A 20,739-nucleotide genomic window follows, 5' to 3' on the forward strand; every position below is an offset into this window, starting at 1 on the left:
TCTCGCTCAGTGGGCCGGGCTCGGAGCTTTGCCGAAGGTGGGGTTGTGGGCGGGCCCGAGGGTGATGTGCACCGCCTGCTGGTCGGTGTAGAAGTCGATCGAGCGGTAGCCGCCCTCGTGTCCGAGGCCCGAGGCCTTCACCCCGCCGAACGGGGTGCGCAGGTCGCGGACGTTGTTGGAGTTCAGCCACACCATGCCCGCCTCGACGTTCTGGGCGAACAGGTGCGCGCGCTTCAGGTCGTTGGTCCAGACGTAGGCGGCCAGGCCGTACTTCGTGTTATTCGCCAGAGCGAGGGCTTCTTCGTCGGTGTCGAAGGGCGTGATCGCGACGACGGGGCCGAAAATCTCCTCCTGGAAGATGCGCGCGTCGGGCGCGACGTCGGCGAACACCGTGGGCCGCACGAAGTTGCCCTCCGCGAACTCCTGCGGCCGGCCGCCGCCGGCGACGAGACGTCCCTCGCTCTTGCCGAGCTCGACGTACGACATGACCTTCTCGTAGTGCTCGGGGTGCACGAGCGCCCCGACCTCGGTCGCGGGGTCGTCGGGATAACCGACCTTCACGCGGTCGGCCTGCGCGGCGTAGCGCTCGACGAAGACGTCGTACACCGAGCGCTCGACGAGGATGCGGCTCCCCGCGGTGCAGCGCTCGCCGTTGAGCGAGAACACGCCGAAGATGGTCGCGTCGATCGCGGCATCCAGGTCGGCATCCGCGAAGACGATCGCCGGGCTCTTGCCCCCGAGCTCCATCGACAGACCCTTGAGGAACGGGGCGGCGTTGGCGAAGATCAGCTGGCCCGTGCTGCTCTCGCCCGTGAACGAGATGAGCGGCACGTCGGGGTGCTTCACCAGGGCATCGCCGGCGTCTTCGCCGAGGCCGTTGACGAGGTTGAACACGCCCTCGGGAAGCCCCGCCTCCTCGAAGATGCCCGCCCACAGCGACGCCGACAGGGGCGTGAACTCCGCGGGCTTGAGCACCACGGTGTTGCCGGTGGCCAGGGCGGGACCGAGCTTCCACGACTCGAGCATGAAGGGGGTGTTCCACGGCGTGATGAGGCCGGCGACGCCGATCGGCTTGCGATTGACGTAGTTGAGCTGGCGTCCGGGCACCTTGAAGGCGTCGTCGGTCTGCGCCACGATCAGGTCGGCGAAGAAGCGGAAGTTCTCGGCTGCGCGGCGGGCCTGGCCGAGCGCCTGCGTGATCGGGAGCCCCGAGTCGAACGACTCGAGCTCCGCGAGACGCTCGTCGCGCGATTCGACGAGGTCGGCGATGCGATGCAGCACGCGCGAACGCTCGCGGGGGAGCATGCGCGGCCAGGGGCCCTCGGCGAAGGCCGTGCGGGCGGCGGCGACCGCGAGGTCGATGTCGGCTTTCTTGCCGGCGGCGGCCGAGACGTAGGTCTGGTTGGTCACCGGGTCGAGCACGTCGAACGTGTCGCCGTCGACGGAGTCGACGAACCGGCCGCCGATGTAGTGCTGGATGCGCTCGGGCAGCTCGGCGGGGATACGGCGGGTCATTGATGCTCCTTCTTCGGAGGGGGCGGATGCCGATGGCATCCGGAATCAGAAAGCGGGCAGGCCGAGCACCTGGTCGGGGTGCTCGTGGATCATGTAGGCGTCGAGAGTCGCCGAGCGATGGCGTCGCGAGACCTTCTCGATCTCGGCGAGCGGGGCGCCGTTCTCGATCAGCACGAGGATGTTCTCGTGCTCGCGCACGGACTCGGCGGCGCGACCGGGCACGAAGCTGAAGGTGGAGTCGCGCAGGTGGCCGAGGCGCGCCCACTCGGCCTGCACGAGCTCGAGCATGCGCGGGTTGGCGCACTTGGTGAACAGGATCGCGTGGAACTCCTGGTTCAGCGCGGTGAAGGACCGCGGATCGAAGTGCTCGAGCGTCTCGACCATGAGCTCGTTGACCTGGCGTGCGCGTCGCACGTCGTCGGTGGTCAGCGCGCGGGCCGACAGCGCGGTCGCCGCGCCCTCGAGCAGGCTGAGCGCCTGCATGCTGAAGCGGTAGGCGGTGTCGTCGACCATCGAGACGCGGGCGCCGACGTTGCGCTCGAACATGACGAGCCCCTCGGCCTCGAGCTGACGGATCGCTTCGCGCACCGGCACGACGCTCATGTCGAGTTCTCCGGCGATCGAGCCCAGGACGAGCCGGTAGCCGGGGGTGAACTCCTGAGAGGCGATGCGGGTCTTGATCCAGTGGTACGCGCGCTGGGATTTGCTCTGGGTCGAGGTGCTGGCATCCATCAGGCGTTCTTCTCGCTGTCGAAGCGGGCGCGCCACGCGGCGTTCATCGGGAAGAGGCCCTCGACGGGATGACCGGATGCCACCTGGCGGGCGATCCACGCATCTTCTTCCTCCTGCGCGAGGGCGGCGTCGGCCACCTCGTCGGCCAGGGCGGGCGGGATGACGATGACCCCGTCGCCGTCGCCCACGAGGATGTCGCCGGGCTCGACGGTGGTGCCGCCGCAGCCGACGGCCACGTCGGTTTCCCACGGCACGTGGCGCCTTCCGAGGACGGCGGGGTGGGCGCCGGCGGTGAAGACGGGGATTCCGACGGCGGCCACGGCCTCGGCGTCGCGGACGCCCCCGTCGGTGACGATCGCTGCGGCGCCGCGGGCGTGCGCGCGGAGGGCGAGGATGTCTCCGAGCGTCCCGGATCCGGTCTCACCGCGCGCCTCGATGACGATGACCTCGCCCGCTTCGACCGCGTCGAAGGCGCGCTTCTGCGCGTTCTGGCCGCCGCCGTGGGCGGCGAAGAGGTCTTCGCGGTGCGGGACGAAGCGCAGGGTCCGGGCCGTGCCCACGAAGCGGCTGCCCGGGGTCAGCGGGTGCACCCCGTCGATGGTCACGTCGTTCAGGCCGCGCTTGCGCAGCTGCCCGCTGAGGGCGGCGACGGGGACGCGCGAGAGCTTGTCGCGCAGGGCGGGGGAGAGAGGGTCGGACCCGGTCGCGAGAACGGGGGACGCCACGGAAACGGGCTCGTCCGCCGCCTCGCCGGCTGTTTTGGTGGCATCGCCTGATCTCGCTGCGGCCGCGGCCTCCGGCGACCCCCACGCCTCGGTGCGCTGGGTGTCGTCCGCCGCGGGCAGCGAGCCGATCGCGGCGTCGAACGCCCGGTCGCCCTGGACCACCGTGGTGCGGAGCTTTCCTGTCGAGAGGGCTCCGGCATCGACCTGCACCTCGACCACCTGGCCCGGCGTGACGACCGAGGAGCCCGCGGGGGTGCCGGTCAGGACGACGTCTCCGGTCTCGAGGGTGAAGTGCTGCGACAGGTCGGCGACGATCCGGGCGAGGGGGAAGATGAGGCCCGCGGTCGAGTCGTCTTGAACGAGCTCTCCGTCGACCCAGGTGCGCAGCCGCAGGTTCTCGGGGTCGACATCGCGGGCATCGATGAGTGCGGGGCCGAGCGGCGTGTAGCCGTCACCGCCCTTCGACCGGACGTTCGAGCCCTTGTCGTTGGCCCGGAGGTCGTAGAGGCCGAAGTCGTTCGCGGCGGTGACCGATGCCACGTGCGACCACGCGGCATCCGGAGTCACCCACCGCGCGGGGGTGCCGATGACCAGCGCGATCTCGCCCTCGAACGCGAGGAGTTCGGTACCCGCGGGGCGTTCGATGTCGACCCCCGAGGGGGCCAGTGAGCTCGACGGCTTGAAGAAGTACGAGGGGGCGGCGGGGCGTCGGCCGCGTTGATCGGCGCGCGAGGCGTACGACAGGTGGACGGCCACGATCTTGCCCGGACGGGCGCCGAGAGCGGCGAACCGGGGGTCGGTGGTGTCGTTCATGAAGCTCCCTTGCGTCGTATTCGAAATCGTATATGATCCGAAAGGCGGGGGCAAGCACGGCCCCGCCCCCCCTCTCGACAGCGACGTCGCGGTCTCGACGATGACGTCAAAGGAGCCCACCCATGTCCACCGCATCTCCTCGCCCCTCGGACGGTTTCACGCCGACCGGCACCATCTCGACCTCCGGCGATCGCCGCCGCGTGGTCTTCGCCACCGTCGTCGGAACCACCGTCGAGTGGTACGACTTCTTCCTCTACGCCTCGGCGGCGGGTCTGGTCTTCGGCCAGCTCTTCTTCGCCCCGGCCGGACCCGGGGTCGCACAGATCCTGTCGTTCCTCACCGTGGGGCTGAGCTTCCTCTTCCGCCCCCTCGGCGCCTTCCTCGCCGGCCACCTCGGCGACAAGTACGGCCGTCGGGTGGTGCTGATGATCACGCTGATCCTCATGGGCGCCTCGACGACCCTGATCGGAGTGCTTCCGACCTTCGACGTCATCGGCGTCGCGGCCCCCGTGCTGCTGATCCTGCTGCGCGTGCTGCAGGGCGTCTCGGCCGGAGGCGAGTGGGGCGGCGCGGTGCTCATGGCCGTCGAGCACGCCCCCAAGGCCAAGCGGAGCCTCTTCGGCGCCGCCCCCCAGCTCGGCGTTCCGCTGGGTCTGCTGCTGGCGAGCGGCATGCTCGCACTCATGGCGGTCATCGCCCCCGGCGACGCCTTCTTCGCGTGGGGCTGGCGCGTGCCGTTCCTGCTGTCGTTCGTGCTGATCCTCATCGGCTACTACGTGCGCCGGAAGGTCGAGGAGAGCCCGGTCTTCCTCGAGCTGGCCGAGCGCAAAGAGAAGACGCGGATGCCGATCGTGCAGCTGTTCCGCAAGCACGCGCTGCTCGTGCTCATCGCCGCGCTCGTCTTCGCCGGCAACAACGCCGTGGGGTACATGACCACGGGCGGCTACATCCAGCGTTACGCCACGAACCCCGACGGGCCCGTGGGCCTGGCGACGGCCGACGTGCTGGGAGCCGTCACCATCTCGGCCGTGTCGTGGCTCGTCTTCACCTGGATCGGCGGGTGGATCGGTGACGTCATCGGTCGTCGCACCACCTACCTCATCGGGTGGGCGGCGCTGTTGGTCGGTGTCTTCCTGCTGTTCCCCCTGGTCAACACCGCGAGCATCGGCCTGCTGACCCTGGGGCTCGTGGTGCTGACCGTGGGCCTCGGCCTCACCTACGGGCCCCAGGCGGCGCTCTACGCCGAGCTGTTCCCGGCATCCATCCGCTTCTCGGGGGTGTCGATCTCGTACGCGCTCGGCGCGATCCTGGGCGGTGCGTTCGCCCCGACGATCGCCGAGGCGCTGGTGCGCGAGACGGGGTCGACCGCGTCGGTGACCTGGTACCTCGCGGGCATGGTGGTGCTCGGCGCGATCGCCACGCTGGTGCTCCGCGATCGCAGCGGCATCCCGCTGGGCCCCGACCACGAGGCCGAGCAGGCGGTCAGTCCGGTGCGGGGGCTCTCGAAGGTCTGAGTCCGTCCGGTTCGGCCCCGTCGCGCTCCGGTGCGGCGGGGCCTTCGGCATGGGGGAGGTGCCCGGCTCCCGGGTTCTGCGGGCGTACCGAACTCCTGAGATCCGGGCCGCCGCGGCTCAGGCAGCCGTTCTCCGGACCTCGCAGCCCGAGATGTTCAGGAGTTGGGTACGCGTCGGGGCGGGTGCCCGCCCCGGCTTCTCGCGGTCCGGTAGTCCCCGGACGCGCCGGATTGTCCGGAGGCCCGTACCCGCGCGCTCAGCGCGCCGCGATCTCTTCCCAGTACGGCGCCACGACCGCCGCGCTCACGCGGAGGTCCAGCAGCAGGAAGCCCCGCTCGGAGGCCGGGCGAGCGACCCAGGATGCCAGGGCCTCGAGGTCGCCGACCGACTCGACGACCACACCCTCGGCGCCGAACCCGCGCGCGACCGCGGCGAAGTCGACCTGGGGGATCAGCATGGGGTCGGGATGCAGGCCCTTCACCCCGTAGTTGAGGACCTCGGCGCCGTACTGCGCGTCGTTCCAGACCACCGCGATGCCGCGGCCGCCCGCGACCCGGACCGCGGTCTCGAGATCGGCGAGGGCCATGAGCCCGCCGCCGTCGCCGGTGGTGAGCACGATCGTCGAGTCGGGGCGGGCGACCGCGGCGCCGGGGACGCTCGGGAAGCCCAGGCCGATCGACTGATACGCCGTTCCGACCATGATCATGCGGTCGGGCGAGGCCACCGGCCAGTACATGTTCGACCAGCCGAGGAAGTGCCCGCCGTCCGAGACGATCACCCGGTCCTCGGGCAGGAGTTCCGCGATGCGGGCGGCGGCGGTGCGCGGGTCGAGGCGTCCGTCGGGGCCCGTGCCCTGGCCCTCGGGCTGTCGGCGGGCCGCGGCGAGGTCGAGGCCCCGGCCCCAGGTCGAGCCGGTCGCACCGCGCTGGTGCAGGCGTCGCGTGATCTCGGTCGCCACGTCGGCGGCATCCCCCCGCACGTATCCGCCGATGTTCGCGTGCGTCGCGGTCGGCGCGAGATCGACCTGGAAGACGCGCGTGCCGGGGGCGAAGAGCTCACCGAAGCGCATCGTGAACTGGTTCAGACCCGCGCCGAAGACGACGGCGACGTCGGCCTCGCGCACGAGCTCCATCGCACCGGGGGCGCCGAAGCCGCCGGCGACACCGAGGTCGCGCTCGGGGTCCGAGAACAGGCCGCGGCCCAGGGCGCTCGTGGTGGTCAGCGCCCCGGCGGTCTCGGCCAGGCCGTCGAGGGCCGCTCCTGCGCCGGCGAGCCACGCCCCGCGACCGCCGAGCAGCAGGGGGCGCTCGGCCGATGCCAACGCGTCGACGATCTGATCGATGACCGCGTCGGCGTAGGCGCCGAGCGGGGGGTGCTCGGGAGTGACCTGGGGCGCGGCGCCGGGGGCGTCGGCATCCGGGACCGGTCCCGCCTCGCGGGTCGCGACGTCGTAGGGGATGCCGAGCACGACGGGCAGGCGATAGGTCAGGGCGTGCTCGATCGCGATGACGATCGTGGCCGCGGCGTCGCGGTGACCGACCGTATAGGTGCGCGCGCCGACGGCGGCGGCGAGGGCAATCTGGTCGACGCCCCAGGGGCGCGGGCCCGAGGTCGGCTCGTCGCCGACGATCAGCACGAGAGGGGTGCGCGCCTGCACGGCCTCGGCCAACGCCGTGAGCGTGTTGGTGAAGCCGGCGCCGTACGTGGCGGTGGCGGCGGCCAGGCGCCCGCACGCGCGGTAGTGCGCGTCGGCGGCGACGACTCCCGCGGCCTCATGGCGCACGGCGACGAAGCGCGACGAGGTCTCGCGCCCGAGAGCATCGAGGAAGTAGGCGTTGCCGTTGCCCATGACGCCGAAGACGGTGTCGATGTGGCGGGCGAGGGTGTGCGCGACGTGCGCGGAGACGGTGGGCATGGCAGAGGAAGCCTTTCGAGACGGGACGGATGGTTGCCGTATGTGTCTCGCGGGTCCTCCGCTACGTGCCCTTTTTTCGAGCAGCGACGCACGGCCCCGTGCGCCTGACGGGATCGAGTATAGGGGCGCGGGGCGACCGCTCCCGTCACCGCGGAAGGATCCGCTGGCGCGGGCGGCGTCCCCCAGTATTATCAAGCGATAACCTCCCGGAAGGAGAACGGATGCCGAGCCCCCGCCGCCGTACCGCGCGCGACGACGAGCTGCTCACGGCATCCGTCCGGGCCTTCGCCGCTCGCGGGTACTTCGGCACCTCGACCGCTCAGGTCGCGAGCGAGATGGGGGTGTCGCAGCCCTACGTCATCCGCACCTTCGGGTCGAAGCTCGAGCTGTTCGTGCGCACGCACGCGCACGCCGGAGCGGAGATCACGCGTGTCTTCCGCGAAGCGACGGGCGAGGGCTTCGACCCGGACCGCTTGGGCGGTGCGTACCGCTCGCTCGTCCTGTCGCGACCGGACGCGGTTCTCGTCTGGGCGCACGCGTTCTCGGCCGCGACGGCGGAGCCCGAGATCGGTGTCGAGTCGCGTCGACAGTTCGACGAGGTCTATCGCACGCTGCGCGAGGCCGGCGCCTCCGACCTCGATCTGTGGGCCTTCATGGGCCGCGGAATGCTGATGAACAACCTGCTCCTCATGCAGGCTCCCGACTTCGGCGATCGATATGACTTCGGACCTCTCGTCGACCTCGTCTTCGGGCCGCGGCCCGAATCCCCCCACGGCGCCGACGGCGCCCCTCGCCTCGATCAGGAGTGACATGAGCGACCTCGTCCCGTTCACCGACAACTTCACCGACCTGTCCAACATGGACGGGTTCCAGTTCGAGTTCCGCTGCGAACGCTGCGGCAACGGCTACCGGTCGGCGTTCCGACCCGACCCGCGGGCCGCGGGACAGAAGCTCGCCCGCGGCATCGGAAACCTCTTCGGCGGGCCGGTGTCGCAGTTCGCGTCGATGGCCGACCGGTTCCTCGACCGCGGCACCAACTCGCCGGCGAAAGACGAGGCTCTCCGCGCCGCGACGGCGGAGATCGCGCCGCGCTTCCACCAGTGTCGGGGCTGCAGCGACTGGGTCTGCGGCGACGGCTGCTGGAACGACGGGGTGGGCCAGTGCGTGCGCTGCTCGCCGAACGCCACGGAAGAGCTCGCTCAGCTGCAGGCCGAGGCGCGACGCCGCCAGGTGCAGGAGCGGCTCGAAACCGTCGACCTGCTCGGCGGTGCCGATCTCAAGACGCAGGCCCGCCCGCGCTGCGGTGCGTGCGGCGCCCAGTCCCACGGCGGCAAGTTCTGCGGTGAGTGCGGCTCGCCGCTCGCGGTGGTCGCGTCGTGCGGTGGGTGCGGCTCCGAGAATCCCGCGGGTGCGCGCTTCTGTTCCTCGTGCGGGACCGGCCTGACGCGCTGATGTCCTAGAGCGCGCGGCGGATGGCCTCGGCCGCCGCCTGCAGTCGCGCGGCGATCTCCCCGTCGTCGCGGTCCGTCGCCACGTGCACCGCGGCGACGGCGGCGGGCTCGCGGCCCTGCACGCTGAGGGGCACGGCGACGGCGCGCAGGGTCGGGATCACCTCGTCGTGGCTGGTCGCCCAGCCGCGCTCGGCGGCATCGGTGACCTCGGCCGCCAGTCGGGCGTCGACGGCGTCGGGCCAGCGGCGCGGAGGCAGCAGCGCGAGGATCGCCCGCCCCGGGGCCCCTCGGGTGACCGGATGCCGCGTCCCCGGCCGCTGCGCGACGGTCGTCGTCGCGTGACGTGGTTCGACGCTCGTGAGGGTCACGCACTCGTCGTGGTCGAGCACGACGAGGAAGCACGTCATGCCCAGCTCGTTCGCCGCGGCCGTGAGCTCGGGCAGGGCCTCGGCCTGCAGGTCGGCGGCGACCCCCGCGGCGAGAGCCGCCAGGCCCGTTCCCAGGCGCACCGCGCCCGCGGCATCCCTCGTCACGAGTCCGTGGTCCTCGAGCGTGCGCAGGAGTCGATAGGCCACGGAGCGGTGAAGCCCGACGCGGGTGGCCAGGTCGTCGATCGTCAGCGGGGTGCGGGCGTCGGCGAGTTCTTCGAGCAGGCGGATGCCGCGGCTGAGCGTCTGCGAAGCGGGCGTTGCGTCTTGCCGCGATGACATGGCTCGACTAGCCTCTCGTTCGATACCGGAACGTTGCGTTCGAATATAGAACACAACGTTTCGGTGAGCAACCCCGACATCGACGTCAGGAGAAACAGTGCAGTTCCACCACCACGGTTACGTCTCGGGTGACCCGCGCGTGCAGAATGCCGCCGGGACCGGCATCGATCGGCCCGACCGCCTCCCCGACGAGGTCGACGTGCTCATCGTGGGCTCCGGTCCCGCCGGAATGCTGCTCGCGGCCCAGATGTCGCAGTTCCCGCAGCTCACGACCCGCCTGATCGAGAAGCGCGAGGGGCGACTGGCTCTCGGCCAGGCCGACGGCATCCAGCCGCGCAGCGTCGAGACCTTCCAGGCGTTCGGGTTCGCCGACCGCATCACCGCCGAGGCCTACAACATCGGCTGGATGAACTTCTGGGCGCCCGACCCCGAGAATCCCGAGCGCATCGTCCGCACCAGTCGCACCGAGGACTACGGCTACAAGATCAGCGAGTTCCCGCACCTCATCGTCAACCAGGCGCGCGTGCTCGACTACTTCGCCGAGGCGGCGGCTCAGGGCCCCGCGCGCATCGTTCCCGACTACGGCGTGGAGTTCCTCGGCCTCGAGGTGCAGGGCGACCACGTCGAGGTGCGCGTGCGCACGGACGAGGGGGAGCGCACGGTTCGGGCGAAGTACGTCGCCGGGTGCGACGGCGCGCGCAGCGGCGTCCGTCAGGCGATCGGCCGCACGCACGTCGGCGCGGCCTCCCGCCACGCCTGGGGCGTGATGGACGTCCTCGTCGAGACCGACTTCCCCGACTGGCGCATCAAGTGCGCGATCAACGCCGCGGCCGGCAACATTCTGCACATCCCGCGCGAGGGCGGCTACCTCAGCCGCATGTACATCGACCTCGGCGAGGTCGCCGAGGACGACGACCACCGCGTGCGCCAGACGCCGATCGACGAGGTCATCCGGCGGGCGAACGAGATCCTGCACCCGTACTCGATCGATGTGAAGCAGGTCGCGTGGAGCAGCGTCTACGAGGTGGGCCACCGGGTGACCGACCAGTTCGTCGACGACCTGCAGAACCCGCGGGTTTTCCTGACGGGCGACGCCTGCCACACACACAGCGCGAAGGCCGGCCAGGGCATGAACGTCTCGATGCAGGACGGCTTCAACCTCGGCTGGAAGCTGGGTCACGTTCTCACCGGTCTCGCCCCCACCGAGTTGCTGCGCACCTACGACGCCGAGCGCCGCCCCGTCGCTCAGCAGCTCATCGACTTCGACCGCGAGTGGTCCTCGCTCATGGCCCGCAAGCCCGGCGAGATCACCGACCCCGACGAGCTCGCGACCTACTACCTCGCCACCGCGGAGTTCCCCTCGGGCTTCGGTACGCACTACGCCTCGTCGCGGATCGTCGCCGCCGACGCGGCCCAGGAGCTGGCATCCGGATTCCCCGTCGGAAAGCGCTTCCACAGCGTCGAGGTCGTGCGGGTGTGCGACGGCAACGCCGTGCACCTGGGCCACCACGCGAAAGCCGACGGGCGGTGGCGTCTGTATGCCTTCGCGGATGCCGAGGGCTCGGCGCTGCGGGAGTGGGCCGAGGCCGCGCGGGCCGTGGTCGAGCGATTCACCCCCGGAGGGGCCGACCCCGACGCGGTCTTCGACGTCAAGGTCGTGTTCCCGGGGCGTTGGGAGGACGTGGTCGAGGTCCCCTCGCTGTTTCGCCCCCGGTCGGGGCCGCTGGGTCTCACCGACCTTGAGAAGGTCTTCGCCGCCGCGCCCTCGGCCTGGACGACCAGCGACGTCTTCGCCGAGCGGGGCATCGGCGCTGAGGGGGCCGTGGTGCTCGTGCGTCCCGACCAGTACGTCGCGCAGGTGCTCGCGCTGGACGATGCGGCGGGGCTGGAGCGCTTCCTGGCGGGCGCGATGGCGGTGCCGATGGCCGCGGCATCGCGCTGACGCCCCGGCCCGGCATCCGCCCCGCCCCACGCAGAAACGCGATCCGCGCGCAGAAACGCGAGCACCTCGCGTTTCCGCGTGCGGGAAGCGTTTTTGCGTGACCCCGGCGGTGCGCGGATGCTGGAGCGCCCGGATGCCGGAGCGCGGATGCCGGAGCGCGGATGCCGGAGTCGCCCGAATGCCGGAGCCCGGCGTCGTGAGGCATCCGCCCCACCCACGCAGAAACGCGATCCCCGCGCAGAAACGCGAGCACCTCGCGTTTCCGCGTGCGGGAAGCGTTTATGCGTGCGTGCAACGCCGGCCCGCCGGCCGTGCGCACACGAAACGAACATCCATACGGCGCACGGACTCGCCGTGACGGCGACCGCAACCACCCCCTTGTACGCCAGGTATATCGGCACGCGCCGGCGTGCTGAGAAGAATGGGCGGTATACCCCCGCCCCGATCCAGGAGGATTCATGACTGATTCGCGCGAGAGCGAGCTGCTGGCATCCGTGCCCACCGGTCTGCTGATCAACGGCGAGTGGCGCGCAGCCGAAGGCGGGAAGACCGTCGCGGTCAACGACCCCGCCACCGGCGAGGTCATCCGCGAGATCGCCGACGCGAGCGTCGACGACGGTGTCGCCGCGATGGATGCCGCGGCCGAGGCGTTCCCGTCGTGGGCGGCGACCCCGGCTCGTGAGCGTGCCGAGATCCTGCGCCGCGCCTTCGACCTGCTGCAGGAGCGCAAGGAAGACGTCGCGCTGCTGATGACCCTCGAGATGGGCAAGCCCCTCGCCGAGGCGCGCGGCGAGGTCGGCTACGGAGGGGAGTTCCTCCGCTGGTTCAGCGAGGTCACCGCGCACACCCAGGGTCGCTACGGCGCGAACCCCGAGGGCACCGGTCGCATGATCGTGACGCAGCACCCCGTGGGGCCCTGCTACCTGATCACCCCGTGGAACTTCCCCCTCGCGATGGCCACCCGCAAGATCGCGCCCGCGCTCGCCGCCGGGTGCACGGTCGTCATCAAGCCGGCCACCCTCACCCCGCTCACGACGCTGTTCTTCGCGCAGATCCTGCAAGACGCGGGGCTGCCCGCCGGTGTCGTCAACGTGGTCACGACCACGAACACCGGCCCCGTCTCCGAGCGCATCATCTCCGACCCGCGGCTGCGCAAGCTGTCGTTCACCGGCTCGACCCCGGTCGGCGTGAAGCTGCTGCAGCAGGCCGCACCCGGTGTGCTGCGCACCTCGATGGAGCTCGGCGGCAACGCGCCCTTCGTCGTGTTCGACGACGCCGACCTCGACAAGGCGGTCGAGGGGGCGATGCTCGCGAAGTTCCGCAACATCGGCCAGGCGTGCACCGCCGCGAACCGCTTCATCGTGCAGCGCTCGATCGTCGAGGAGTTCACCGCGCGGGTCACCGAGCGCGTGCGGGCGATGAGGATCGGCCGCGGCACCGAGGAGGGCGTGCAGATCGGCCCCCTCATCGACGACCGTGCCGTCGACAAGGCCAAGACCCTCGTGGGGGATGCCGTCGAGCGCGGAGCCACCGTCACCACCGGCGGCGCGCCCGTCGACGGCCCCGGCACCTTCTTCGAGCCGACCGTCGTGGCGGACGTGCAGCCCGGCAGCGACATCCTGCGTGAGGAGATCTTCGGACCGGTCCTCGCGATCGTCCCCTTCGACGACGAGGACGACGCCGTGCGCCTCGCCAACGACACCGAGTACGGCCTGGTCTCGTACGTCTTCACCGAGTCGCTTGCTCGCGGCCAGCGCATGATCGACAAGCTCGAGACGGGGATGATGGGCCTCAACGTCGGCGTCGTCTCCAACGCCGCCGCCCCCTTCGGCGGCTGGAAGCAGTCCGGCCTCGGTCGCGAGGGCGGCGACGAGGGCATCCACGAGTACCTGCAGACGAAGTACACGCTGACGGCGAACCCCTACGCCTGACGACACCGGATGCCGCGATCCCGGCGCCCCGCGAGGGCTCGGGGCCGTGGCATCCGTCGTTCTCGTCCCCTCGACCGCCCGAGACTCCTGAGTCTCCGGGGAGTGGAGCGCGGTGTGGGGTGATCTGCGGCGGTCCAGCCCTGTTCGTCAGGAGTTTGGCTCACCCGGACCCACCGAACGGTAATCAGCCGTTCGCGTGCCGATCCAGGAAAGCGAACACCTCGGCGTCGTCAACGCCCGGGAACATGCCGCGGGGCAGCGGCGAGAACATGTACTGGTGCACGCGGGCGCTCGGCCACGCCTTGCCCGACCAGCGCTCGGCGGCCTCCGTGTCGGGGCGACGGCAGCACGACTCGTCGGGGCAGTGCGAGATGCCGCGCTTCGTGGTCTCGCGTCCGCGGAACCAGCGCGCGTCGTCGAAGGGCACCCCGACGGTGATCGAGAAGTCGCCGCTCGACGTGCTCCCCGTCTGGGTCGAGCACCAGAAGGTTCCGGCCGGGGTGTCGGTGTACTGGTAGTGCTCGGTGGTGCGGTTGTGCTCGTCGAACGCCGACCTCGCCGAGAACTTCTTGCACACGATCTGCCCCTCGACCGACCCGGTGACGTCGGTGGGAAGGGGGAGGTCGTCGTTCTCGTAGACGCGCGAGATGGCGCCGTCTCCGTCGACGCGCATGAAGTGCAGGCGGATGCCGAGGTGCACCGTCATGAGATTCGTCATGCGCATAGCCGCGGCCTCGTGGGTCACGCCGAACGCGTCGCGGAAATCCTCGACGGCGAGGTTGCGGTCCTTCTTCGCCTGCGTGAGGAACGCGACGGCGCTCGTCTCGGGCATCAGGCAGCAGGCCGCGTAGTAGTTGATCTCGAGTCGCTGCTGCAGGAAGTCCGCGTAGTCGGTGGGTGGGCGATGCCCCAGCAGGCGATGTGCCATCGCCTGCAGCGCCATCGAGCGCAATCCGTGCCCCCCGGGGATCGAGGCGGGCGGGAGGTAGATGCGGCCGTTCTCGAGGTCGGTGACCGAACGGGCCGAGTGGGGCAGGTCGCTGACGTAGATGAGCTCGAAGCCCAGCTGCTCGGCCATGATGCTCACCGTGCGGTGGGTGAGCGCACCGGTGGAGTGCCCCGCGGCCTTGAGCTGCTTCTCGGCGAGCCGCTCGACCTCGGGCAGGTGGTTCGACATCTCGCGCATGCGCAGGCGCAGCTCGGTGTTGGCGCGGCGGGCTTCCTCGGGGCTCGCGATCGTCTCGCGCTCGCGGCGCTGCAGCTCGCGGTGCAGGCCCAGGACCGCTTCGATGGTGTCGTCGCTCGTGCCCTTGGTGACCTTGACGGGAGGGATGCCGAGCTGACGGAAGAACGGACTGGTCTGAGCCCGCTCGAGCTCGATCTCGAGCGCCGCCCGACGGTTCGGGGGTTCGCGTGAGAGCAGTTCGGTGACCTCGGTCTCGGTGGCGCGGGCGATCTCCTGGAGGAGAGAGAGCTTGGGCTCGCGTTTGCCGTTCTCGATGAGGCTCAGCTGGCTTCCGGCGACTCCGACCATCGCGCCGAGTTCGTCGAGCGTGTAGCCCCGCGCGAGGCGGTGGTGCCGGATGCGGTGACCCAGGGTCGTGAGTTCGAACGACGATGCCATTCCTTGACCATATCGAAAAATCGGCGATTCTTACCGCTCGAATTCTTGGAAAGAAGTTGTGAGAACGCGCAACATGAAGGAAGACCACCGATTTCGCTCTCAACCGAGGAGAACGACATGGCACTCGCCGACATCTTCAGCTCCACCCCGCGCACCGCCGCGCCCACCGCCCGCGCCGCTCGCGGCCAGCGCCCCGGCCACGGTGAGTTCCCCGCCGTCCAGGGTCCGGGCCTCGCCGCCCTCACCGCGTGGGTCGACCAGGTCGCCGCCCTCACCCAGCCCGCCCGCATCCACTGGGTCGACGGCTCGGCGGCCGAGAACGACGCGCTGCTGCGCGAGATGGTCGACGAGGGCAAGCTCATCAAGCTCAACCCCGAGTGGCGTCCGGGGTCGTACCTGGCCCGCTCGCACCCGGGCGATGTCGCCCGGCTGGAGTCGCGCACCTACATCGCATCGAACCGCGAAGAAGACGCCGGTCCCACGAACAACTGGATCGCCCCCGCCGAGATCCGCGAGACGCTCGACGCTGTCTTCGAGGGCTCGATGCGCGGTCGCACCATGTACGTCGTGCCCTTCTCGATGGGCGCGGTCGGCGGCCCCCTGAGCCACATCGGCGTGCAGATCACCGACAGCGCCTACGCCGTGGCATCCATCGGCGTGATGACCCGCGTCGGCACCGCTGTCACGGAGCAGATCGCCCAGGGTGCGCCCTGGGTCAAGACCGTGCACTCGGTCGGGGCGCCGCTCGCCCCCGGCGAGGACGACGTCGCCTGGCCCTGCAACGGCGAGAAGTACATCGTGCACTTCCCCGACACCCTCGAAGTCTGGTCGTTCGGCTCGGGGTACGGCGGCAACGCGATCCTCGCGAAGAAGTGCTTCGCCCTGCGCATCGCCTCGGTCATCGGCCGCGACGAGGGCTGGCTCGCCGAGCACATGCTGCTCATCCGCGTGATCGACCCGGCCGGCAAGGCGTACCACGTGGCCGCCGCGTTCCCCTCGGCCTGCGGCAAGACGAACCTCGCGATGCTGCGGCCGACGATTCCCGGCTGGCGCGTCGAGACCCTCGGCGACGACATCACGTGGATCCGCCCCGGCGAGGACGGGCGCCTGTGGGCCATCAACCCCGAGGCCGGCTTCTTCGGCGTCGCGCCCGGCACCGGCGAGTCGACCAACGTCACCGCGATCGAGACGCTCTGGGGCAACACGATCTTCACGAACGTCGCTCTCCGCCCCGACGGCGACGTCTGGTGGGAGGGCCTGACCGACGAGGCACCCCCGCACCTCATCGACTGGGAGGGAAAGCCCTGGACCCCCGCGTCGGGCCGCCCCGCCGCGCACCCCAACTCGCGCTTCACCGTGGGGGCCGCGCAGTGCCCGCAGATCGCCGAGGACTGGGAGGCCCCCGAGGGTGTACCGCTCGATGTGATCCTGTTCGGCGGTCGCCGCGCCACCAACGTGCCGCTGGTGGTCGAGGCCACCGACTGGTCGCACGGCGTGTTCATCGGCTCGACCGTGTCGAGCGAGAAGACGGCGGCGCAGGAGGGCACGGTCGGCGAGCTCCGCCGCGACCCGTTCGCGATGCTGCCCTTCTGCGGGTACAACATGGGCGACTACTTCGGCCACTGGCTGAAGGTCGGGCAGAAGCTGCGCTTCGACCGCGCACCGCGCATCTTCCAGGTCAACTGGTTCCGCAAGGGCGACGACGGACGCTTCCTCTGGCCCGGATTCGGTGACAACGCTCGCGTGATCGACTGGATCATCCGTCGCGTCGACGGACAGGTGGATGCCGTGGACAGCCCGATCGGCCGTCTGCCCCGCCTCGAGGACCTCGAGTTGTCGGGTCTCGACCTGCCGGCCGCCGACCTCGAGGAGCTGTTCTCGATCGACACCGCGTCGTGGCTGGCCGAGGCCGACCTGACCGAGGAGTTCTACGCCACCTTCGGTTCCCACCTGCCGGCCGCCCTGCGCGCCGAGCTCGCGGCTCTCCGCTACCGCCTGCAGCGGTCCTGAGACCGCTCGCCCCCGCGCCGTTTCGCGCGGACCGGGCGAGCATGTGAATCGACGCCCCTCCCGTTCATGGCGCGCGGGAGGGGCGTCGGTGCGTATCGGTCAGGTCAGCGAGACTGCATCCCGCTGACAACTCGGCGTCACGCTGCAGCCGACGTGTCAGCGAGATGCAGTCTCGCGTTGCGAGGGCGCCGAGCGGTGCAGAGCAGCGGCGAGCGGGGCGAAGCCGCGGGACGCGTCGGCGCTGGAGCGCCTCACGCGGCCAGCCCGCCGGCTACACCAGCAGCTGGTGCTTGGCCAGGTCGCGATACAGGGGAGTGGATGCCACCAGCTCGCTGTGCGTGCCCTGGCCGACCACCCGGCCGTCGTCGAGCACCACGATGAGGTCGCTGTCGACGACGGTCGACAGACGGTGCGCGATGACGAGGAGCGTACGGTCGGTCGCCACCGCGTCGATCGCTTCGCGCATGCGCTGCTCGTTGACGCCGTCGAGCGACGAGGTCGACTCGTCGAGCAGCAGGACCGGGGGAGCGGCCAGCAGGGCGCGGGCGATCGCGAGACGTTGGCGCTCTCCACCCGAGAGCATGACGCCGTCCTCGCCCACCGGGGCGTCGACGCCGAGCACGTCGCGCTCGACGACGTCGCCCAGGTTCACCGCGCGAAGCACTCGCTCGCAGTCGGCGTCGGTGGCGTCGGGCGAGGCGAGACGCAGGTTGTCGGCGATGGTGCCGGCGAGGGTCGGGGCATCCTGCTCGACGTATCCGAAGCGAGCGCGCAGCTGCTCGCGGGGAAGGTCGCGCGCATCGGCTCCGTCGATGATGATCGCCCCGCCGGTGGGGTCGTAGAACCGCTCGACGAGAGAGAGGATCGTGCTCTTGCCGGCTCCCGAGGGACCGACGAGCGCCACGCGCGCGCCGCGTGGGACGGTGAACGACACCCCGCGCAGCACCTCGTGATCGGTCTCGGGTTCCGCGTCCCCGGGCTCGTTCGCCTCGAGGTGCACCTCGGCGAGCACCGAACGTGCCTCTTTCGCCGCGGCCTCGCGCGCTCTGACGACGTGATCGGGATAGCGGAAGTGCACGTCGCGGAACTCGATCGCCGCGGCATCCGGGGTCGCGGTCGTCGCCGACGGCCGGTCGCCGTCGTCTTCGAGCGGAAGGTCGAGGACCTCCTGGATGCGCCCGAGCGCCCCGAGCGCCTGGTTCACCGAGGTGATCGCGCCGATCGCCGAGGCGAGAGGCTGCACGAGCAGGAACAGGAAGATCACGAACGTGACGAGCGAGGCCACGTCGATGGCGCCGGATGCCACGCGGTATCCGCCGACGCCGAGCACGACCAGCAGCGACACCTGCAGGGCGACGAACGCGATGGGCACGATGAGCGCCGACACCCGCGCGATGCGCACCCCCGCGGCGTAGGCTGCCGTGGCGTTCTCGGTCACGGCGGCGATCTCGCGCTCGGTGGCGCCCGATGCGCGGATGGTCCGGATCGACCCCACCGCGCGCTCGACGCCCGACGACAGCTCGCCGACCTTGGCCTGTTGGACGGCGGATGCCGCGCGGATGCGCGTGCTCAGCAGCACGACGACGGCGAGGGAGGCGCCCACGACCACGACGATGAGCGCGAGCAGCAGCGGGTCGATGAACGCCATCGCGATGACTGCGCCGACGAGGATGAGGGCGTTGCCCACGGCATCCGCGAATCCCTGGGTGAGCACCGCGTACAACAGCGTCGTATCGGTTCCCACGCGCGAGACGAGGTCGCCCGTGCGGCGCGCGTCGAACTCGCTGATCGGCAGCCGTAGGATGCGCCCGATGAGCCGCCGCCGGCTCGAGAAGACCACCGCGGTGCCCGTGCGCTGCAGCAGATAGTGCTGGAAGCCCGAGATCACCGACGACAGCACGACGAAGGCGACGAGCATCCAGACGAGAGCGCCGAGGGGGACGCTGTTCTGCACGCGCGAGATGACCTCGCCCACGACCAGCGGCTGCGCGAGCGTGGCGGCGGCGCCGAGCACGCTCAGCACGCCCACGACGACGAGTGTGCGCGTGTGCTCGAGCAGGAACGGCAGCAGCTGACGGAACGACGCGCGCGGGCCTTCGGGCGCGCGCCGGCCGCGCCGACCACGCGCGGGAGCGGAAAACGACATGCTCACCTCGGGAAAGGAATGGGGTGCTTCGACCGTACCCCGCCCCACCGACACCGCCGGTCGGTCCCCTCGATGGCGTGCGAAACTCCGGAGAAATCCCGCGAAGCGCCGTCGTTCCCGGGTGAAGACCCCCGGGGCGCACCGATCTTCAGGAGTTCGGCCCGCCCGCCGACGAAGCCCGATCGCAACGACGGATGCCACGAGGCCTGGGCCCCGTGGCATCCGGTGTCGAGAACGAACCCGTTACGGCGCGGTCGCTCCCGCGGCGAGGTTGTCGTCGTAGTCGACGTCCTTCGTTTCGGGCGAGAGCACGAGTGCGACGAGGGTCAGCACGCCCATCGCCGAGAGGTACACGCCCACCAGCCACGGGTTGCCGTCGCCCGCCGCCCACAGGGCCACCGCGACGATCGGTGCGAGGGCCGCGCCGAGGATCGACGAGACGTTGTACGAGATGGCCGAGCCGGTGTAGCGCACGTTCGTCGGGAACAGCTCCGGCAGCACGGCGCCCATGGGGCCGAAGGTCGCGCCCATCAGCAGGAACCCGAGGATGAGGAACGCCTGCACGAGCACCCGCGTGAAGCCGGGGTCGGCGTGCGGCACGAGGAAGAACGAGAACGTCAGGCCGAACACGATGATCGCGGCGGTGACGCCGATCAGCAGGCGCTTGCGGCCGATGCGGTCGGCGATGGGGCCCGACAGCATCGTGAAGATGCCGAAGAACACGACGCCGATGATCTGCATGATCACGAAGTCCGTGTACCCGAAGCCGAGGCCGGGCACGTACTCGGCGGCGTTGAACGGGGTGCCGGCCTTCTCGGCTGCGGCCTGCGCACCCTCGAGGGTCGCCTTCGTGCCGTACGAGAGGGTGAAGCTCGTCATCAGGTAGAACAGCACGTAGGTCGCCAGCATGATGAACGTGCCGAGGATGAGCTGCTTCCAGGTGCGGCGCACGGCCTCACCGAGCGGGAACTTCTTGATCGCCCCGGTCTTCTCGGCCTTGGCGAACGACTCGCTCTCGACCAGACGGAGCCGCACCCAGAGGCCGACGATGACCATCACGGCCGAGAACAGGAACGGCACGCGCCAGCCCCACGCGAGGAACTCGGCCGAGCGCTGTGCGGTGCCGTCAGGGTGCGGCAGGGCGAAGTTGATGAAGAGGAACACGCCGTTGGCGATGATGAAGCCGATCGGAGCGCCCAGCTGCGGGAACGTGCCGAACAGCGCGCGCTTGCCCTTCGGGGCGTTCTCGGTGGCGACCAGTGCCGCTCCCGACCACTCGCCGCCGAGCGCGAAGCCCTGCGCGAGACGCATGACCAGCAGCAGGATCGCCGCCCACACGCCGATCTCGTTGAAGGTGGGGAGGCAGCCGATGAGGAAGGTCGCCACCCCCATGGTCAGAAGGGATGCCACGAGCGTGGCCTTGCGGCCGAAGCGGTCGCCGAAGTGTCCGAAGACGATGGCGCCGAGGGGGCGGGCGACCATGGCGGCGCCGAAGACGCTGAACGACAGCAGCAGCGAGGTGGTCTCGTTGCCGGTCGGGAAGAAGAGGATCGGGAAGACGAGGACCGCGGCCGTGGCGTACGCGTAGAAGTCGTAGAACTCGATCGTGGTGCCGATCAGGCTCGCGGTGATGACGCGCGAACGCGGGTTCGCGGGGGCCGAGGCGGATCGGGTGGAGGGGGATGAGGTGGTCATGACTGCCTGACGAGAA

Annotated in this window: 14 protein-coding genes; 6 read left to right on the forward strand and 8 right to left on the reverse strand. The window is 70.5% G+C overall.

The window, feature by feature from the left end; translation table 11 throughout:
- Window positions 1–6: 6 nt before the first annotated feature.
- The 3 genes from hpaE to OVA17_RS09395 are packed head-to-tail and all read right to left on the reverse strand — an operon-like array spanning window position 7 to window position 3,785.
- Entirely contained in the window at window positions 7–1,515 is a 1,509-nt protein-coding gene (hpaE, locus tag OVA17_RS09385; RefSeq protein WP_267786290.1) for a 5-carboxymethyl-2-hydroxymuconate semialdehyde dehydrogenase, read from the reverse strand.
- Between the two features lie 45 nt (window positions 1,516–1,560).
- The gene (locus OVA17_RS09390) at window positions 1,561–2,247 is read right to left on the reverse strand and encodes a GntR family transcriptional regulator (RefSeq protein ID WP_267786291.1); all 687 of its coding nucleotides are present in this window, start codon (window positions 2,245–2,247) and stop codon (window positions 1,561–1,563) included.
- On the reverse strand, window positions 2,247–3,785 hold the full coding sequence (locus tag OVA17_RS09395) for a fumarylacetoacetate hydrolase family protein (RefSeq protein WP_267786292.1): 1,539 nt from the start codon (window positions 3,783–3,785) through the stop codon (window positions 2,247–2,249). Before OVA17_RS09395 ends, OVA17_RS09390 begins: the two co-directional genes overlap by 1 nt.
- A gap of 122 nt (window positions 3,786–3,907) precedes the next feature.
- Between OVA17_RS09395 and OVA17_RS09400 the strand changes: the two genes are divergently transcribed.
- Window positions 3,908–5,299, forward strand: coding sequence for an MFS transporter (locus OVA17_RS09400; protein ID WP_267786293.1), 1,392 nt, complete (start codon window positions 3,908–3,910; stop codon window positions 5,297–5,299).
- 256 nt (window positions 5,300–5,555) lie between these two features.
- On the opposite strand, the gene OVA17_RS09405 is transcribed toward OVA17_RS09400, so the two are convergent.
- Entirely contained in the window at window positions 5,556–7,214 is a 1,659-nt protein-coding gene (locus OVA17_RS09405) for a thiamine pyrophosphate-binding protein (RefSeq protein ID WP_267786294.1), read from the reverse strand.
- 221 nt (window positions 7,215–7,435) lie between these two features.
- On the opposite strand from OVA17_RS09405, the gene OVA17_RS09410 reads away from it, so the two are divergent.
- Window positions 7,436–8,023, forward strand: coding sequence for a TetR/AcrR family transcriptional regulator (locus OVA17_RS09410; RefSeq protein WP_210072185.1), 588 nt, complete (start codon window positions 7,436–7,438; stop codon window positions 8,021–8,023).
- 1 nt (window position 8,024) lies between these two features.
- Window positions 8,025–8,666: a zinc ribbon domain-containing protein gene (locus OVA17_RS09415; protein WP_267786295.1), complete on the forward strand. Its 642-nt coding sequence runs from the start codon at window positions 8,025–8,027 to the stop codon at window positions 8,664–8,666.
- Between the two features lie 4 nt (window positions 8,667–8,670).
- Here the strand turns inward: OVA17_RS09415 and OVA17_RS09420 are convergent, their stop codons facing one another.
- Window positions 8,671–9,375, reverse strand: a complete 705-nt coding sequence (locus tag OVA17_RS09420) for an IclR family transcriptional regulator (protein ID WP_267786296.1) — start codon at window positions 9,373–9,375, stop codon at window positions 8,671–8,673.
- Between the two features lie 97 nt (window positions 9,376–9,472).
- Between OVA17_RS09420 and OVA17_RS09425 the strand changes: the two genes are divergently transcribed.
- Together OVA17_RS09425 and OVA17_RS09430 are read left to right on the forward strand one after the other, a co-directional pair.
- Window positions 9,473–11,317, forward strand: coding sequence for an FAD-dependent monooxygenase (locus OVA17_RS09425; protein ID WP_267786298.1), 1,845 nt, complete (start codon window positions 9,473–9,475; stop codon window positions 11,315–11,317).
- Between the two features lie 458 nt (window positions 11,318–11,775).
- A complete protein-coding gene (locus OVA17_RS09430; protein WP_267786299.1) occupies window positions 11,776–13,248 on the forward strand; it encodes an NAD-dependent succinate-semialdehyde dehydrogenase in 1,473 nt (490 codons plus the stop codon).
- Window positions 13,249–13,432: 184 nt separating this feature from the next.
- Here the strand turns inward: OVA17_RS09430 and OVA17_RS09435 are convergent, their stop codons facing one another.
- Window positions 13,433–14,872 carry an XRE family transcriptional regulator gene (locus OVA17_RS09435; protein WP_267786300.1) on the reverse strand — a complete coding sequence of 480 codons (1,440 nt, stop codon included), beginning with the start codon at window positions 14,870–14,872 and terminating at the stop codon, window positions 13,433–13,435.
- A 117-nt stretch (window positions 14,873–14,989) separates the two neighbouring features.
- Between OVA17_RS09435 and OVA17_RS09440 the strand changes: the two genes are divergently transcribed.
- Complete coding sequence (locus OVA17_RS09440) at window positions 14,990–16,882, forward strand: phosphoenolpyruvate carboxykinase (GTP) (protein WP_267786301.1); 1,893 nt, start codon at window positions 14,990–14,992, stop codon at window positions 16,880–16,882.
- Window positions 16,883–17,153: 271 nt separating this feature from the next.
- Here OVA17_RS09440 and OVA17_RS09445 read toward each other — a convergent pair whose 3' ends face one another.
- Complete coding sequence (locus tag OVA17_RS09445; RefSeq protein WP_267786302.1) at window positions 17,154–19,028, reverse strand: ABC transporter ATP-binding protein; 1,875 nt, start codon at window positions 19,026–19,028, stop codon at window positions 17,154–17,156.
- A 243-nt stretch (window positions 19,029–19,271) separates the two neighbouring features.
- A complete protein-coding gene (locus OVA17_RS09450) occupies window positions 19,272–20,723 on the reverse strand; it encodes an MFS transporter (RefSeq protein ID WP_267786303.1) in 1,452 nt (483 codons plus the stop codon).
- Between the last annotated feature and the right edge of the window lie 16 nt (window positions 20,724–20,739).

This window comes from Microbacterium sp. SL75 (genome assembly GCF_026625865.1).
Classification (GTDB): Bacteria; Actinomycetota; Actinomycetes; order Actinomycetales; family Microbacteriaceae; genus Microbacterium.